This window comes from Vibrio sp. TRT 29B02 (assembly GCF_050113655.1).
GTDB lineage: Bacteria > Pseudomonadota > Gammaproteobacteria > Enterobacterales > Vibrionaceae > Vibrio.
In genome coordinates this window covers 32,198-49,891 of sequence record NZ_JBNJOJ010000002.1, presented here as the reverse complement: position 1 = coordinate 49,891, position 17,694 = coordinate 32,198, and the positions used below count along the sequence as shown (strand labels likewise).

14 protein-coding genes are annotated in these 17,694 nt (G+C 45.6%); 9 read left to right on the top strand and 5 right to left on the bottom strand.

Going from position 1 to position 17,694, the window contains the following annotated elements; genetic code table 11:
* The first annotated feature begins 161 nt into the window (after positions 1–161).
* Positions 162–1,427, top strand: a complete 1,266-nt coding sequence (locus ACQEXT_RS01515; protein WP_426950331.1) for a DUF945 family protein — start codon at positions 162–164, stop codon at positions 1,425–1,427.
* Positions 1,428–1,551: 124 nt separating this feature from the next.
* Positions 1,552–2,634: a 3-phosphoserine/phosphohydroxythreonine transaminase gene (serC, locus tag ACQEXT_RS01510; RefSeq protein WP_331417057.1), complete on the top strand. Its 1,083-nt coding sequence runs from the start codon at positions 1,552–1,554 to the stop codon at positions 2,632–2,634.
* Between the two features lie 63 nt (positions 2,635–2,697).
* Here the strand turns inward: serC and ACQEXT_RS01505 are convergent, their stop codons facing one another.
* Positions 2,698–4,992 carry a YgiQ family radical SAM protein gene (locus ACQEXT_RS01505; protein WP_138973286.1) on the bottom strand — a complete coding sequence of 765 codons (2,295 nt, stop codon included), beginning with the start codon at positions 4,990–4,992 and terminating at the stop codon, positions 2,698–2,700.
* Between the two features lie 209 nt (positions 4,993–5,201).
* Here ACQEXT_RS01505 and ACQEXT_RS01500 point away from each other — a divergent pair, with 209 nt between their 5' ends.
* The 4 genes from ACQEXT_RS01500 (at position 5,202) to ACQEXT_RS01485 (ending at position 11,224) form a co-directional block, all read left to right on the top strand.
* The gene (locus ACQEXT_RS01500) at positions 5,202–7,664 is read left to right on the top strand and encodes an EAL domain-containing protein (RefSeq protein ID WP_426950329.1); all 2,463 of its coding nucleotides are present in this window, start codon (positions 5,202–5,204) and stop codon (positions 7,662–7,664) included.
* 53 nt (positions 7,665–7,717) lie between these two features.
* Positions 7,718–10,189 (top strand): EAL domain-containing protein, encoded by a 2,472-nt coding sequence (locus tag ACQEXT_RS01495; protein ID WP_426950327.1) that lies wholly within the window; start codon positions 7,718–7,720, stop codon positions 10,187–10,189.
* 55 nt (positions 10,190–10,244) lie between these two features.
* Positions 10,245–10,925 carry a hypothetical protein gene (locus ACQEXT_RS01490; protein WP_138973283.1) on the top strand — a complete coding sequence of 227 codons (681 nt, stop codon included), beginning with the start codon at positions 10,245–10,247 and terminating at the stop codon, positions 10,923–10,925.
* Between the two features lie 98 nt (positions 10,926–11,023).
* Positions 11,024–11,224: a DUF4250 domain-containing protein gene (locus ACQEXT_RS01485; RefSeq protein ID WP_138973282.1), complete on the top strand. Its 201-nt coding sequence runs from the start codon at positions 11,024–11,026 to the stop codon at positions 11,222–11,224.
* A gap of 36 nt (positions 11,225–11,260) precedes the next feature.
* Here the strand turns inward: ACQEXT_RS01485 and ACQEXT_RS01480 are convergent, their stop codons facing one another.
* Positions 11,261–12,172, bottom strand: a complete 912-nt coding sequence (locus ACQEXT_RS01480) for a LysR substrate-binding domain-containing protein (RefSeq protein WP_331426966.1) — start codon at positions 12,170–12,172, stop codon at positions 11,261–11,263.
* A gap of 276 nt (positions 12,173–12,448) precedes the next feature.
* Here ACQEXT_RS01480 and metE point away from each other — a divergent pair, with 276 nt between their 5' ends.
* Entirely contained in the window at positions 12,449–14,734 is a 2,286-nt protein-coding gene (gene metE, locus ACQEXT_RS01475) for a 5-methyltetrahydropteroyltriglutamate--homocysteine S-methyltransferase (protein WP_426950326.1), read from the top strand.
* Positions 14,735–14,792: 58 nt separating this feature from the next.
* Here the strand turns inward: metE and ACQEXT_RS01470 are convergent, their stop codons facing one another.
* Complete coding sequence (locus ACQEXT_RS01470; RefSeq protein ID WP_426950324.1) at positions 14,793–15,215, bottom strand: organic hydroperoxide resistance protein; 423 nt, start codon at positions 15,213–15,215, stop codon at positions 14,793–14,795.
* Positions 15,216–15,325: 110 nt separating this feature from the next.
* On the opposite strand from ACQEXT_RS01470, the gene ACQEXT_RS01465 reads away from it, so the two are divergent.
* On the top strand, positions 15,326–15,787 hold the full coding sequence (locus ACQEXT_RS01465) for a MarR family winged helix-turn-helix transcriptional regulator (protein WP_426950322.1): 462 nt from the start codon (positions 15,326–15,328) through the stop codon (positions 15,785–15,787).
* A 54-nt stretch (positions 15,788–15,841) separates the two neighbouring features.
* On the top strand, positions 15,842–16,438 hold the full coding sequence (locus ACQEXT_RS01460; protein WP_426950321.1) for a GNAT family N-acetyltransferase: 597 nt from the start codon (positions 15,842–15,844) through the stop codon (positions 16,436–16,438).
* Here ACQEXT_RS01460 and ACQEXT_RS01455 read toward each other — a convergent pair.
* Together ACQEXT_RS01455 and ACQEXT_RS01450 are read right to left on the bottom strand one after the other, a co-directional pair.
* The gene (locus ACQEXT_RS01455; RefSeq protein ID WP_426950320.1) at positions 16,435–17,304 is read right to left on the bottom strand and encodes a DMT family transporter; all 870 of its coding nucleotides are present in this window, start codon (positions 17,302–17,304) and stop codon (positions 16,435–16,437) included. The two genes, ACQEXT_RS01460 and ACQEXT_RS01455, sit on opposite strands and share 4 nt — an antisense overlap.
* A gap of 56 nt (positions 17,305–17,360) precedes the next feature.
* Positions 17,361–17,627 carry a hypothetical protein gene (locus tag ACQEXT_RS01450; RefSeq protein WP_331426974.1) on the bottom strand — a complete coding sequence of 89 codons (267 nt, stop codon included), beginning with the start codon at positions 17,625–17,627 and terminating at the stop codon, positions 17,361–17,363.
* Positions 17,628–17,694 lie beyond the last annotated feature (67 nt).

Below are 17,694 nucleotides of genomic sequence, written 5' to 3'. Positions count from 1 at the left end.
ATTTGAAAATCCACAGGGATAACTGTATCAAGGTTGAAAAAAATGTATTGAGAGCTAGGTATGAGAATTTCTGATGTTTTTAATAGAAAGCCAATACTCTGATTTATCTCAATGTTTTTTCGTGTAGACTGGATGAAATCGAAGTTTAAGAAATTTATACCATGGAACTTAAAAAAATTGCTGCCATAGGCGGTGCTGTTGTACTTGGATTATGTTGGCCACTTGCTGTCGGTCAGATTGGACAAGCCGTTATTAGTGATGGTGTCGCTCACCTTAATAGTGATTCCATAAAAGCAGAAATCGTAGAGTATGACAGAGGCTACTTGTCATCTACGGTAAAAACTCGCTATACGGTTTTTGATCCAACGTTGGCTGAGCAGCTTGCCGTCGATGGTTTGCCAACCGAGGTTGTGCTCACGAGTCATGTAAGCCATGGTTTATTTAATCTTAAAGCGGAATCGGTCATAGATAACCAGCCGGAACTGCCATTGACTTTAAACACAGTCACTCAACTCAACGGCAATACCGATTACGTCTTATCAATGGCCAACTGGAATCAGGTTTCTGAAGGTCCGGATGGGGCTATTGTTTCTGTGACCGCGTCAACGCTGAAAGGGCATATCAGCGTATTGGGTGATTTAACCTATCAGCTAAGTGTTCCGTCGGTAGAGGTTGACTTCAATTCCGGTGAAAAAGTGCTGCTTTCTGGATTATCGGGTCAAGGTGAAGGAAAGAAAATTAACAGCTTTTGGATTGGCGAACAGACGCTAAAAGTGGCAGCAGCGTCCATCCTAGATGTGGATCAGTCGCCGCTATTTAGCCTTAGCGACAGCCAGTATACTTTCACAAGCTCATTTGACGACGTGGAAAAAACGGTCAGCAGCCAACATGTTGTCGATTTAAGAGATCTAGTGACTGTCGATGGTGATGTGGATAGCGTGTCAATTGACCTAGCGTTTGGCGGCTTAGATAGCGTTGCTTTTGAGCATTTGGTCAATCTCTATCAGAACAACCCAATGCCAACCAATGAGGACATTGATGCCGCGGTACCATATGTGGAAAGTTTATTCTCAAAAGGTTTTTACCTTGCAATGAACAAAATGGCAGTTAAGTTAGGCGATGAGAGTGAATTTGAGTCTAAATGGCAGATAACTGTTCCTCAAGGGACTGACAACGTTACACAGAATCCAGCCATGATTTTGCCAGCGCTAACTGGCGATCTAGACACCTTCTTTTCTAATGGTTTAGTTACTCAATACCCATTTATACAGCAAGGCATTGATGAAGCGATGGTGATGGAACTGATTAAAGAAACCGACCAGGGCTACCAGATTAAAGCGGAGCTGAAAGAAGGTAATTTAGTGTTCGCTAACGGGCAGCAAATTCCTCTAATGGCGTTGCTTCTACCCGCATTGATGACGCCGTAATTGCAAAATTTAATTGCTTAGAGAGAAAAGAGGTCTTAAGACCTCTTTTCTTGCTTTTTATCAAGCAAAAAACATGGTATTAATCGATCAATCTCTTATAGAAGCATATGCAAGGAAAGTATAGATGAGCAAGGTTTTCAACTTTAGCGCAGGCCCCGCAGCACTGCCTAAAGAGGTGATGGAAAAAGCACAACAAGAATTTGTCGATTGGAATGACCTAGGTACGTCGGTGATGGAAATCAGTCACCGTAGTAAAGAGTTCATCAAGGTTGCGGAAGAGGCCGAACAGGATCTCCGCGATTTGCTAAACATTCCTAACAACTACAAAGTTCTTTTCTGCCAAGGTGGAGCACGAGCGCAGTTTGCTGCCGTACCACTGAACTTGCTAGGTGAAGCCAACAAAGCGACCTACATTGATGCTGGTTACTGGGCTGAGAGCGCTATCGATGAAGCGCAAAAGTACTGCCAAGTTGATACTTTTGTGGCGAAAACAGACATTGACGGTAAAACGGCGGTGTTGCCTGCTTCTGAATGGCAAATCGCTCCTGATGCAGCATATGTTCATTTCTGTCCAAATGAAACTATCGATGGTATCGAAATCAGTGACTTACCAACAACAGACAAGCCAATTGTTGCCGATATGTCATCGAATATTCTTTCGCGCCAAATCGATGTCTCTAAGTATGGGGTTATCTATGCAGGCGCACAGAAAAACATCGGCCCTGCTGGTATCTGTATTGCCATTGTTCGTGATGACTTGTTAGAGCTAGCGAGCAACGTCGTTCCGAGCTTTATGAATTACAAAGTATTGGCGGAAAAAGATTCGATGTTTAATACGCCTCCAACCTATGCTTGGTACTTGTCTGGCTTGGTTTTCAAATGGCTGAAAGAGCAGGGCGGTGTGGCTGAAGTCGAAAAAGTAAACCAAGAGAAGGCGGCGCTGCTTTACAATCAAATCGATGGTTCAGATTTCTACATTAACAATGTGCATCCGAACAACCGCTCGCGTATGAATGTTCCTTTCCAGCTAGCTAAGCCAGAGCTTGACGGGCTGTTTTTGCAGCAGGCAGCCGAGCGCGGAATGGTGGCACTCAAAGGTCACCGAGTTGCGGGTGGAATGCGTGCTTCTATCTACAATGCTATGCCATTAGAAGGTGTCCAGGCATTGGTAGACTTTATGCAAGAGTTTGAAGCTGAAAACGCTTAATCGAAAATAAATAAAGGGCCTAACGAATCGACGTTAGGCCCTTTTTGTATCTGGAAACTGCTGTTAGCGGCGTTTTGGCTTACGTCCTGCTGGTGGCTTACCCGCGTGACTTGCCGCAGGCTTACCGCCGCGGTTGCTATTCGGTTTGCTATCCGGTTTACCATTGCGTTTTGGCGCGGAACCACCTTTATTATTCGCTGATTGGCCTTTGCCTTGTCCACGTTGCTCGCCTTGCAGTTTTTCAAAGCCAGGTTGGCTCTTGGTATGCTTAGTGGCAAAACGTTGTGAACCGTGTCGACCTGACTTACGGCGCTGAGCTGGGGTTTTAGCCTCGATATCTTCCTCTGGTACCAGACAACCTGGTTTGTCACCAATCAGGTGCTTTTTACCCATGTTGACGAGTGCTTCACGAATCAATGGCCAGTTTGCTGGATCATGATAGCGTAGCAATGCTTTGTGGAGACGACGTTGACGTTCACCTTTAGCGACAGGAACCTCTTCACGCTTTTTGTATTTAACGCGTTTCAGTGGGTTGGTCTCTGAGTAGTACATAGACGTCGCATTACACATCGGCGATGGATAGAAGTTTTGTACTTGATCACATTCAAAGTTGTTCTTTTTCAGCCATAGCGCGAGATTCAGCATGTCTTCGTCTTCCGTGCCAGGGTGTGCAGAAATAAAGTACGGGATAAGGTATTGTTTTTTACCTGCTTCTGCACTGTATTTCTCAAACATCTCTTTGAAACGGTCATAGGCTCCCATGCCTGGCTTCATCATCAAATCCAGCGGACCTTTTTCGGTGTGTTCTGGAGCGATTTTCAGATAACCACCGACGTGATGGGTCACCAGCTCACGCACATATTCAGGCGATTCAATCGCAAGATCATAACGAACGCCCGACGCGATCATGACCTTGTTGATGCCTTGAACTTTGCGGGCAGCACGGTAGAGATCAATCGTGTGTTTATGGTCGGTATTCAGTTTGTTACAGATACCAGGGAAAACACATGACGGGCGACGACAATTCGCTTCCGCTTTCGGATCACTACAACCTAGGCGATACATGTTGGCCGTTGGCCCGCCAAGGTCGGAGATTGTGCCAGTAAATCCAGGAACTTTGTCGCGAATTTCCTCTAACTCGTTAAGAATCGATTCTTGTGAACGGTTCTGAATAATTCGACCTTCGTGTTCGGTGATAGAACAGAATGAACAGCCGCCAAAACAGCCTCGCATGATGTTTACCGAGGTTTTAATCATATCGTAGGCTGGAATCTTCGCTTTGCCGTACATTGGGTGCGGAACGCGTGCGTAAGGCAGCCCAAACACGTAATCCATTTCTTCCGTTGTAAGTGGAATTGGCGCCTGGTTGACCCAAAGTTCGCGATCACCATGGCGTTGAATCAATGCACGACCCGAATACGGGTTGGTTTCAAGGTGCATGATTCGACTGGCATGAGCGTAAAGAATACGGTCATTGTTGAGTTTCTCGAACGGTGGGATACGTACCGCTGTCGTAGCTGCATCGTGACGAGATGGTCGGATCGTAATCGGCTTGGCTTCAGACTCTTGCGCCTTTGCCTTAGTATCACATTGTTCCTCAACCGCATAAGGGTTAGGCGGAATAAAGGCTTCTTTGCGCGGCTTCTCGATACGCGAAGAGTCGATCACTGTGTAACCTTCTGGCTCTGCAGGAAGGCTGACGGCAGTACCACGAATGTTGGTCATGCTGGTGATCTCTTCACCATCCGCTAGTCGATGTGCGACTTCGACCAAAGCACGTTCTGCGTTACCAAACAACAGGATGTCTGCTTTAGCGTCAAATAGGACAGAACGGCGTACTTTGTCAGACCAGTAATCATAATGTGCGAGGCGACGCAGACTGGCTTCGATTCCGCCCAATACGATAGGTACCCCTTTGTAGGCCTCACGACAGCGCTGCGAGTAGACGAGTGTCGCGCGGTCTGGGCGTTTGCCACCTTCGTTGTTTGGTGTGTAGGCGTCATCATGGCGCAGCTTACGATCAGCAGTATAACGGTTGATCATCGAATCCATGTTGCCAGCAGTGATACCAAAAAATAGATTTGGTTTACCAAGAGCAGTGAAGGCATCTTTATTGTGCCACTCTGGTTGAGCGATAATACCGACTCGAAACCCTTGGGCTTCAAGAAGACGGCCAATAATCGCCATACCAAAGCTTGGGTGGTCGACGTACGCATCACCCGTTACGATGATAATGTCACAGCTGTCCCATCCTAGGGCATCCATTTCCTTACGATTGGTCGGCAGAAATGGCGCAGTGCCAAAGCATTCTGCCCAATATTTTTTGTGCTCGTGAATAGGAGTGATATTGCTGTACATATTTTGCTCTCAGTGCCAAGGAGCGCGAATTATAGCGACTTGAAGGGCGACTATCTACCTCATTATAACTAAGTCTATTTAGCTACCGCGGACGAGGATTTTCTTGATCGGGAACTGATTGACTAAAGTGTTATCTCATTAACGTATTGTTTATACAACTCCAGCTATATTAGACGTTAACGCTATTATGAAAGTAGGTGGTTATACTAGTGAATGACTCCGATACAAATGGTCGCTTAATCAATGATCTAGCTGCGTCTTCAAAATACGCGATTTACGATTGGTATCTAAACTTGAAAACACAAGTTTTTGAGTGTGACAGTCAGGTAAAAGCGCTACTAGTGGGAGATAGCAGGAGTAATTTGACCGCCCGAACGCTATTTCGGCTTTTACCTAAGCCACAGCAGGTTATTGTCAAACAGGCGTTTCAAACGGCCATCAACACTCAAGAGCGCACCTACGCCCATTGCTGTTTATTCACTGAACCTCATCTGTTTGCCTATGTCGAAATCGCTATTGACAGAGTTAGCGATCATGAATTGAGGGGAACCTTGTCGCCTTGCCTCATTTTTCCAACCGAACATGAAGTCGCTGAGCTGTTTTATGCTTTATTTGAAAATTCTCATCATGGAATTCTCGTCACCGATAGCGACACCAGAATCCTTGCCTGCAATCACTACTTTGAAACCTTGACGGGGTACCTGCGCAATGAGTTGGTCGGGCTACGCACGCGGATCTTCAATGCGGGAGAACACAGCGAAGCATATTATCAAGAGATGTGGACACGAGTTCATGAGCAAGGATTCTGGAAAGGCATCATTTTGTCGCGTCATGCTAACGGTGAAGTTTTTCCCCACGAACTGACGCTTCAAAAGATTCATTTTGCTGATGGTCAGGTCTATTACGTTGGCTTCTCCTCTGATGTTTCCAGTGAGCTAGAGCGGCTTGAAGATTTAGAGTCGGGTGGGGTTGATCTGCTCACCCAACTTCCCAGCAAGGAGGTCTTTCTCAACCGTTTAAAAGAGTATTGCTCTGATACTGACCCACGAAGAGGCGTAGTGGTGTTAGCGATTCAGCCGAAGTTTAAACAAAACTCTGCGCAGGAAACGAAGCGCCAGTTCGCTAGCTACCTCAAAGACAATAGCCATGTTCTCGAGAGTGGTTATTTAGGCAGTGATTGCTTCGTCGTGTGCTTAGCCGTTGATGTGCAGTTGTCCCAGCAGGTTGCAAGTGACATCGGACGGTCAATTACCCAACTGTTTCAAAGTTTTAAGCACGCCCAAGCGTCGGTCGCATTGGCGCTGAAAGCAGGGGTAACTGGGGTGTCAGTGTGGAATGTAGATGCAACTCAGCCGAACCAGTTGGTATCTCATGCCTACCAAGCTTTATTAGAACTTCATTCTGGTCAAACGCGACGAATAAACTTCTATGATCGAGAAATCCATCGTCAGGTGGAGCGTAAGAAACTGCTTGAGCACCATGTTTTACATAGCCTTGAGCAAGGGAAAGTGGATGTCTATTTCCAACCGATTGTTGATATTCAGCGTCGTCGAATCGACAAGTTTGAAGCCTTGTGTCGTTTTCCACACAGCGACGAGTTTGCAGCGTCAACGCAAGAGTTGGTCGAAGTGGTTGAAGAGTTAGACAAGGTTGTTGAACTTGATGATCTGGTCTTGCTGTCGGCCCTTGAGCAATTCCCACAATTACAGAAAAAATTTGGGGAGCATGTGGCGATCTCAGTCAATCGTTCACTGAGAAGTACCACAGACCTGAGTGATATCTTGCAACGAGCGGCGCATATTCTAGATAAACAGAAGATGGCTCCTGAATTGCTGACGCTCGAATTTACGGAAAGCGCTTTTTTTCAAAGTAACAGACACAATAAACATTTACTGGGTTTGCTTCGTGACGCGGGTGTACAAATCGCTGTGGATGATTTTGGTACCGGCTGTGCGTCATTCAAATATTTAAAAGAGAGTTACTTTGATATTCTCAAAATTGATCGTGAATTTATCCAACACCTGTCGTTACAAACACGGCAATACGAAATTGTTGTCGCTTTAATTCAGCTCGCGAAACGCCTTAACTTAAAAGTGATAGCAGAGGGTGTAGAAACCCAACAAGAGTTAGATGTGTTGTATGACCTTGGTGTCGAATTTGTTCAGGGTTATTACTTCTCAAAACCGTTACCCTTAGCTGAGCTGACTTCTATCAATCACTTATTTCAACAAGATGAGAGTGAGGTTCAAGCCTCTCCTAGCTCAATAAGCCATCTTGCTTATTCTTCACGGCATATAGATCCTGGCGAGCCACTGTCGCTGATTTACCAATACTTTTCTGATACAGAAGTGGACTACTTGCCTATCATAGAAGACAAGATTTGTGTCGGGTATATCGACCGGCCAAGCATGAATCTGCATTTGACATCAAACATGGGTACCGACCATGAGTCTACTAAGGAGCATGCATACTGGAACAAACCTGCTAACCGAATTATGTTGCCCGTTATCAGCGAAATTGATTGGCATACCCCACAATCCAAGGTAGCGAGTCTCGTCAAACAAAACAGGCCGTTCCCTTGGTGTTTAGTTGATGAGTATGGTCATTTTAAAGGTTTAGTTGGCCCGCTAGCCGCGCTTAGTTGTCTTGCTAATAATAAATCTGTCACTTAGTTGAGTTTGTTCTAACTTTAATATTAGGGATTGCTCAACGATAGGATGAGTCTATGTACAGGGAGTTAGGCTCCGTACGTGATTTTAAGGCAAACGAGCAGACAACGAGTACGCAACTAGAATGGCAGTGGGATACTGAGCGTCATCAACTGCAAATTGATGAAGATTTGTGTCGCCAACTGCTGAATTCAGACCTTCCTACTTTAACGGGCAACGTACTACTGCCGTGCATGAGCTATCACGATCAAACGGAGCTGTTAGCGCTATTGGCTCAGGCATGTAAATACCAGAGCAAACATCGTTTTTGTTGTTGTTTACAACTTAGTGATGACCAGTGTTGCTATGCGGAGTTAAGTTTTCGTGGTGAAAGCCACAGGCTTGTAACTGGAACCCTGACTCCGTTACTGTTTGTTCATGCGACGACATCAACGTTAAGTGCTCTATTTGAACAACTGTTTAATAACCCTCATCACGGTGTCGTTTTGGCAGACGAACAGCGCAACATCGTGGTGTGCAATGATTACTTCCTAGAACATGCCAGTTACAGTAACCAACAATTGGTTGGTCGACCAATGGATCTGCTAAATTCGGACAAGCACAGCGGTAGCTTTTATCAGAAGATATGGCAGCAAGTCGACAAGGAGGGCAGCTGGTCTGGTGTTGTTCTTATTCAATCATCTCGCGGTAAAACCTACCCTCAAGACTTAACTTTACAGAAAATTATCCTTGTCGAGGGAATATTCTATCTTGGTGTATACCTTGACCTTTCCAACAATCTTTACCGGATTGCCGACGTTGAACTAGGTGGTGTTGAGTTGCTCACTCAATTGCCAACTGAAAAGCAGTTTGTTCGCGCCATTACCCAGCAATGGATGGAAAGTGCTGAACCCAATATCCATATGGTGGTCGCCTTTCGCCCAAGTTTTGGACCGGTTGATGATTTTGAACTCAAGTCGATGTTGTCTGAACATCTTACCAACAATAAGGTTGCTAAGTTTGTTGGCTATTTAGGTAGTAACCATTTCGTCGCTTGCTTAGAGTGTGACAAGGTCACGGGTCCAGCTCAGATACGGTTGATTCATCAGGCCATACGCCGCTTCTTTGCCTCTCTCAATCAGTCGGCAGGGAGAACCATACACAGTGCTATCATTAACGGTAGTGTCGGGGTTTCCGTATTGGGCCACGATACCCATAACCCCAAGTTGCTGGTCTCTCATGCAGTACAGGCGATGTTGGACCAAACCTCAGAGCAGCGCGGACAGATTACCTTCTATCATGGAGCTTTACACAAAGAGGTTTTACGCCGCAAAGAACTGGAAGAGTGGGCCGAGAAACTGATTCGTACGCAAAATATAGAAGTCTATTACCAGCCAATCATAGATGTAAAAAATTGGGATATTGTGAAGTTTGAGGCGCTTAGTCGTTTTAAAGCGAACAACGGTAAGATTCTTAATACGCAAGAAATGGTGATGATAGCGGAAGACCTTGATTTGGTTTCGGATCTAGATTGGTGCGTAGGTAAGAAAGCACTGCATGATTTGAATATGATTCAGGAACGTTTTGGTCACCAGCTAGGTGTAACCATTAATCGTTCGTTAAACACTAAGCTAGCAGTGGATGAAGTACTACGCAGTGCTGATTCTCTCATTCATCAATATGCGAATCGACCAGAGACGGTCACCATAGAATTAACGGAAAGTGCTTATTTCGATAGTGAATCTCGACAGTCATCGTTAATTAGAAATATACGTCAGAGAGGGGTGAGTGTTGCGATCGATGACTTCGGTACCGGTTACAGTTCTTTTGCTTACCTCAGTGATTGCAACTTCGATATTCTCAAGATTGACCGTGAGTTTGTTAAGGACCTTAAACATGGGACACACAAATTCTTTATTGTAAAAATGATCACCCAACTGGCACATACGCTGAATGTAAAAGTGGTAGCGGAGGGCGTTGAGACGCTTGATGAGCTGAAAGTGGTATGCGGTTTAGGCGTGGACTATATCCAGGGGTACTTTTTCTCTAAACCATTGCCTTTAGAGCAATTAGAAAATGCATGGGGTTATTACGATAAACTGGAATCGTTCCTATCAGGCTCAGATCACGCAAGGCAGTCTGGGATATTGAGTATCACTCAGATTCACATTCCGAGTCTTGCTCCCAATGACAATATCGAAAGGGCGAGAGCACTGTTGAACTCTGATCAATACCGAATCGATTTCATTCCTATTCTAAATCGGAAAATGTGCGTTGGGGTCGTTGGACGAGAAGAGCTCAATTACCATTTGTCACCGACATTAGGGACAAAACTTGAAACCAGTAAAGATTTGTCGATTTGCAAAAAAACACTCAACCGAGTGATGCGAACCAACCTCCATACTATTCGGCATCAGACACCACTTAGTGAGATTTCTAACATCATCAAATCGGGCATAAAACCCCCTTGGCTGGTGGTGAATGATTCGGGAGAGTATTTGGGCATTGTCACCAATCAAGACATTTTAAAACACTTCGCCAATGGCTAAAATTGTTCAGTCTGCTATTATCCGCATCCAAATACTCACTTAATTTAATTTCACTATGGTTCAGCAACTTCTTGCCGTTTTCGCGCCTATGTTGTTAGGGGCGCAGCTTATTCTCACTCTGATCTTAGTTAAAGGCGATATCTGTCCAGGTCAAAGAGGTCGTATTCATAAAATGCTTCCAACCTTGGCGATTCTTTGGCTTGCGGTCTCTTCATTGCGTATTGAAGCCATGATGGTTGTGTTCGCAATTGCTTACTTTTATACCCAAGTTCAAACCAAGAAAACCCGCGATCAAGGTCCGCTTTGGGTGATGTACCTTGCCAATGGCTTGGCGTTAGCCTATGTCGGTATAGAAGTGACGACGCAAAGTTCTCTCGCTGCCAGCCTGAGTGTTCTGATCCAAGTTTTCCTTTTAGGGGCAATCTTGGCTCATCTGCTGCTGACCATTGCTCGTACTCGCTTACAGGCGTTTCATAGAATATTGCCTGTGACAGGTGTTGTTGCGGCAATGCTGATGAGTTTAGCCATACTGCTCAAAGCTTCTGGTTTGTCTGCTGAGGCATTAACCAACATTACTCAGCCGTTACTGGTTGGTTTGGCACTACTTATTACCGCGGTGGTCATTTGGTGTTGGCACATGTTGACCTCAAAAGAGATAAATAAACTGCAACTGGCGATGGCACTGGCATTTTTACTCCTTTCAGCGACCTCAAACCAAGCACTGTTAATGCTGTAAGTTTGTTAGCCTGCTTCTACAAAGATTAGAGCTGAATCACTTCAATTTCCTCCGTTTAGGTCTAGGCTTAGAAGGCGAGTGTGCAAAAGGAGAGGGTGATGGATCTTAGTAATGCCGGCAGCTTTGACAGCATAATTCTACTAGGTATTGTCAACGAAAAGCTGCGCTTGGAATGTGACTCTTTTGAAGAGTTAGTCAGCATGTATGAAATGGATGTCGAAGCGGTGATAGGTAAACTGGATATGCTAGGTTACAACTATGACCCATTGACGAACCAGTTTAAAGCGTACCAAAGATAACGATAAAGGAGGCGTATGCCTCCTTTTTTGTTTCCGCTAAACCGTTTTTATACCGTCTAAATGGCTTTGAGATTGTAGACGGGCAGTATTAAAAAATGCCTGTAGGTAACGCTTATCCCTATCTGAATGGCGTATAGCGGCGAATAGCCGTCTCCATAAACCATTCCCCAGCGGGATGCTGGCAATCAGTCCCTGTCTCGAAAATTCACTGATGGCCCAGTTAGGCAATGCGGCAACCCCAAGACCAGCAGAGACCATCTGGATCAGCATCAGAGTGTTGTCAGCCTGCTTCCATTTTGCTGGTTCTACGTTGGCGGGTTGCAAAAAGTGTTTAACGACATCCAATCGATTCTTCTGAACCGGATAAGAGAGCATTGTCTGATCGGCTAAATCCTGTGGCTCAATGGCCGGTTTTTGTGCCAAGGGGTGGGAAATCGATGTCACCAATCGCATTTCGAAGTCAAATAGAGGCTCGTAATGGACTTCGGATCTTGGCTGAATGTCGGAGGTAATCACCAAATCCAACTCGCCTGCAAGTAGCGCAGGTAATGGTTCGAAGCCAAATCCGGACGAAAAATCGAGCGTCACGCTTGGCCAAGCAAGTTGATACTCCTTGAGCGCAGGCATCAGCCACTGAAAGCAAGAATGACACTCAATCGCCATGTGTAGCCGACCATTTACGTCCTCTTTGAGACTGGCAATCTCATTCTCAGCTTTGGCAACGCGAGGTAACACCTCATCGGCGAGCTTTAAAAAAATCTCGCCTTCGGAGGTGAACTTAACTGGACGCGTTTTACGCAGAAAGAGTTGACCCCCAATCCTCGCTTCAAGATCTTTTATCTGATGAGACAGTGCGGACTGAGTTAAATGGAGAGTCGTGGCTGTCGCGGTCAGCGAACCAGTGTCTCGCAGTGTTGTTAGCGTACGGAGGTGTTTTAGCTCGACCATGAATTCCCTTCAGATAGATGTCATTCGCATGAATTATATTAACCTAGCTTGTTTTTTTGGGTGTGTAAACATCTAGATGGCTAAAAATAAAATTCCAATCTCTATGAGCCCATTGAGCTAAGCCAAACGCCACCATGAAGAAATCTAATAAACATGTTGAATATTTGGAGATTGTTGTCGTGAAGATTTGGCGAGATAGTTTAGCCATCCAGACATCTTGATGATGTTGTAAATGCACAAACAGACGCTAGAAACAGAATCAAAAGGAATCACGACATGACAACAACGACACACATTCTTGGCTACCCGCGAATTGGTGAAAAACGCGAACTGAAATTCGCGCTCGAAAAATACTGGCGCGGAGAAATTGATCAGGCTGAACTGAAACAAGTGGGTTCAACACTGCGTCATAATAACTGGGCGACACAAGCAGAGGCGGGGCTGGATTTTGTATCGGCAGGGGATTTTGCTTGGTATGACCACGTTCTGACGACCACTTTGCTCCTTGGTCATGTACCTAAGCGTCATCGAGATGGACTCCCTGATCTTGATACACTTTTTAAGGTCGGACGAGGTCAATCTCAGGCAAGTTGCGGATGCAGTGGTCATGCAGCGTCAGATATGACTAAATGGTTCAACACTAACTACCACTACATCGTACCTGAGTTCAGCAAGGATGACAGTTTTGAAGTAAGCTGGCCCCAGCTGTTTGAAGAAGTTAATGAAGCGATTAAAGCGGGTTACAACGTTAAACCTGTGCTGCTTGGCCCATTAAGCTACTTGTACTTAGGCAAAGAAGTGGACGAAGGCTTTGACCGTTTGTCACTGCTTCCTCGCCTGTTAACGGCTTATCAAGCTATCTTGGCAAAACTTGCAAAGCAAGGTGTTGAGTGGGTACAGATAGATGAGCCAATCTTAGCTCTTGAACTGGATAAAGCATGGCAAGATTCGTTCAAACTTGCCTATCAGGTGATTCGTAGTGACGTTAAAGTGTTGCTTACTACCTATTTTGATTCGGTCGTTGATACGCTTGATAAGATTGTTGAACTGCAAGTGGACGGCTTACATATCGATTTATCTGCGGCTCCAGAACAGCTAGATGTTGTGGCAAAAAATCTACCACAAAACTGGATTTTATCTGCGGGTGTGGTCAACGGTCGTAATGTATGGCGTGCCGATCTCAGTACACAGCTTGCTTTATTGCAACCAGTGAAAGAGACGCTCGGAGAGAGGCTTTGGGTGGCAACGTCATGCTCACTGTTACACAGCCCTGTTGACTTAGAACTAGAGTCAAACCTGAGTGAGGAGGTCGCTAGTTGGTTTGCCTTTGCCAAACAGAAGGTGACGGAAGTGGCGTTGTTGGGTAAAGCTTTAGATGGTGATCATGAGGCGATCTTAGCGTGTGATACTTACAGTGCGCCAATTCAAGCGCGTAAGACCGCAACGCACGTTAACAAACCACAGGTGCAATCCCGCCTCAACAAGATTACAAAGTCTCTGACAGAGCGCAGTGCACCCTATGTGGAGCGCGCCGCGCATCAGAGTGAAGTCTTGGGTTTGCCGCTTTTCCCTACGACCACAATAGGCTCATTTCCACAAACGAGCGAAATTCGAGTACAACGCAGTGCTTATCGAACGGGGAAACTGTCTGAGGCTGAGTACCACCAAGCGCTCAAAGGTCATATCGCTGATGCAGTGAAGCGACAAGAAGCGCTAGATCTTGACGTACTGGTACACGGTGAAGCTGAACGTAATGACATGGTTGAGTACTTTGCTGAGAATCTAGCGGGTTTCCAGACCACCCAATTTGGTTGGGTACAAAGCTATGGTTCACGTTGTGTTAAGCCGGCCATTGTTGTTGCCGATATTGAGCGCGAAAAACCAATTACCGTTGAATGGTCGACCTATGCGCAATCATTAACATCGAAACAGATGAAAGGGATGTTAACGGGGCCAGTGACAATTCTATGTTGGACGTTTCCGCGTGAGGACATCTCGCGTAAACAGATTGCTGAGCAATTGGCACTTGCGCTGCGTGATGAAGTTTCTGACCTACAGGAGGCGGGTATTAACATTATTCAGATCGATGAACCTGCAATTCGTGAAGGCTTACCGCTTAAAAAGCGTGACCATAAAGCGTATCTTGAATGGGCGGTCGATGCGTTTAAGATTTCAGCGGCTAGTGCCAAACCAGAGACTCAGATCCACACCCACATGTGTTACTCAGAGTTTAACGAAATCATTGATTCTGTCGCAGCACTGGATGCTGACGTGATCACCATTGAAACGTCGCGCTCAAATATGGAGCTTCTCAAAGCATTTGAAGAGTTTAACTACCCGAATGAGATTGGCCCTGGCGTGTATGACATTCACTCGCCTAACATTCCGAGTAAAGAGTGGATTGAGGGGTTGATTAACAAGGCCGCTGAGAAAATTCCGGCTCAACGTCTATGGGTAAATCCAGATTGCGGTCTCAAAACGCGTAACTGGAAAGAGACGGAAGCGTCACTCACGAACATGGTTCTTGCTGCTAAGGAGCTGCGAAAAACCTACCAGTCATAGAATTACCCTGAAAAACTAATAATGCCGACCTCAGGTCGGCATTATTGTTTTAACACGTTTAAATCGCTTCGCCATTGACTGTAACCGCAACATCAATATTGCCACGAACAGCATTTGAATATGGGCAGACTTGATGAGCCACTTTCACTAACTCAAGTGCTTGCTCCTGCGGTAGCGCTAACGTTGCCGCTAAACTTACCGTTAATGCAAAACCACCTTGTTGGTTCGGGCCAATACCCACTTGAGCTGTCACTGGGGCGGATTTCAAGGCAACTTTTGCTTCTCGTGCAACGTGAAGAATAGCGTTAGAAAAACAGGCAGAGTACCCGGCTGCGAATAATTGTTCTGGATTAGTGGCAAGACCAGAGCCACCCATCTCTTTAGGGTAAGAAAGCTCTAAATCCAGTAAACCATCGTCTGATTTAACTTGACCATTACGGCCTGCCAATGCTGTTGCTTGAGTTTGGTATAACGTCGTCATGCTGAAAATCCTTAATTTAAGTTGTGCACAATCTAATTGCTAGCAATCTTATATCGAAAATTATGTTGAATGCAAGTATATTGTGTGCAATTTATTTTTTGGGGTGTATCATGTCTTACTGCGAAAGTGACAATTCATTCAGTGCGGAACAGAGTCTTTTACTCGACAATCAAATCTGTTTTCCACTTTATAGCGCCGCCAATGCGGTGATCCGTACCTATAGGCCATTGCTGGAAAACTTAGATCTTACCTATTCGCAGTACCTGGTGATGATGGTGTTGTGGGAGAGTGATGGTATCAATGTTAAGGATCTCGGTAGTCGATTACACCTAGATTCAGGCACCTTAACGCCGCTTCTTAAACGCTTAGAAAGCAAAGGGTTTGTTATACGTGGACGTAGCGAGCAAGATGAACGAGTACGAGTACTAAAACTGACTGACTCTGGAGCCAAATTACAGCAGCAAGCATTACAGATTCCAGCAGAAATGAAGTGCAAAATCCCATTAGAACTTGAAGAGCTCATCGTCCTAAAAAACCTGTGTCAAAAGGTACTGAAAACTCTAGAGGATTAGGCTTCCTCAGTGATTTAGGCAAGGATAAAGATAGTCAGCAGGTAAGAGGAATATATGATAGAAACATCACGACTGATCCTTCGCCAGTGGCGTGAGTCTGACAGAGAACCCTATCGCCGATTGAATGCAGATCCACAAGTGATGCGCTATTTCCCCTCACGCCTCACTAGCGAGCAAAGTGATTCGCAGCTAGACGTTATGCGTCAACTTATCAATCTAAACGGGTGGGGATTTTGGGCGCTGGAGATCAAACAGACTCAAGAGTTTATCGGCTTCGTTGGCTTGCATCAGCAAGCAGAAGACAGTGGAATCCCTAATGCACCATTGGTTGAGATTGGCTGGCGACTTGATGTTCATCACTGGGGGAAAGGCTACGCCCCTGAAGCGGCTTGTGCGGCGTTAGATTATGCGTTTAGGCAACTTAACCTTGAACAGGTTTATTCATTTACAGCTTTGACCAATGTTCCTTCGCAAAGAGTGATGGAAAAAATAGGCATGCTCAACACTGGGCAAGATTTTGACCACCCGAAATTGCCGACTGGTCATGAGCTTAAGCGCCATTGCCTATATAGAATGACGCGTGAACAGTGGCGACGAACTGATTCGATTGTCACCAGTACTGTAGGCGATGGTCTGACTGAGCTCGGTTAAGTTCTGTTACGTAAACGCTCTCTGAGGGACACTCTTGGTACATGAGAGGGGCGTTTTTCTTGGTATAGGTTGATCAGATTGCCCGCTAACATCAGTAATGCGCCAGCCAGAAGTGAGATTTGGAATTCTTCTGCATAGAGAACAACGCCCACCAGAGCGATAACAGGTAAACGCAAAAAATCCATCGTCACTACGATGGAAACATCGGCTAATTGAAGTGCTTTAGTCATACAGTAGTGGGCGGAGAGGGCTGTCACCCCAATAGTGGCTAGCCAAAGCCATTGGCTGCCTGCGGGAAATTGCCAATCAGGGACGGCGAGTGAGAAACTCACTGGCAACTGAATTAAACACATCAAAAACAATATCGTTAGTGGGTGCTCTGTGCGAGCAAGGGATTTTGTTGATGAGTGAGATACGGCGTAGCAAACGGCTGACGTGAGCACGATTAATGCTGCGGGAGTCACGATTTCGAATCCTGGTTTGACGATGAAAAGCACGCCAACAAACCCCAAAGTCATAGCGACTAGCTTACGCTTGGTGAGTTGCTCTGCTAAAAATAGGGCGGCAATAATCGCTGTCCACAGGGGGACGGTAAATTCAATGGCAAATACTTGAGCAAGAGGAAGCAAGCCAATACCAATAAACCACCCGTATTGACCTGCGAAGTGAAAGAGATTGCGTACCGTATGAAGCTTTAGTCGCTTGGTATAAATTAAGTGCTGTTGCTGAGTGACTAGGATGACGATGGATATGATCGTTAAGGCTATCAAACCACGGAAAAACAAAACCTGAAAAGTGCCGAGTTGCCCACTTAACTCTCTAGCACCAACGGCCATCAAGCAGAAAGAGAACAAGGTGCCAAGCATCCATGTGGCTGATCGAATAACGATATTACTCTCCTTAGTTAAAATGTAACAAGCGTCTACTTCCTACTGCTTGTGAGGACTCGCGTCAACTTATGCCCGATAGCGAAGAAAATGATGCACACACCGAGTGTGAGCAAAATGGAATAAGCGTAACCGAGACCGGCGGAAACACCGAATCCCCATACAAAGGAGAAGACCAGTCCCTGAAGCGCTTGATAAGGCCATTGAATGATCGGAAAGTGAGAATCGCCCGCAAGCAGGTAGATAAGTGCCAGCAGACTAACTGAGGCAGTGAGTAAGCCGATTAAGTTCTCTTTTTTCATGCGCTGTTTACGTCGTAAAAAGAAGATATTACGAGTAATTTCAGTAGCTGGCTAGAGGAATGTTTGA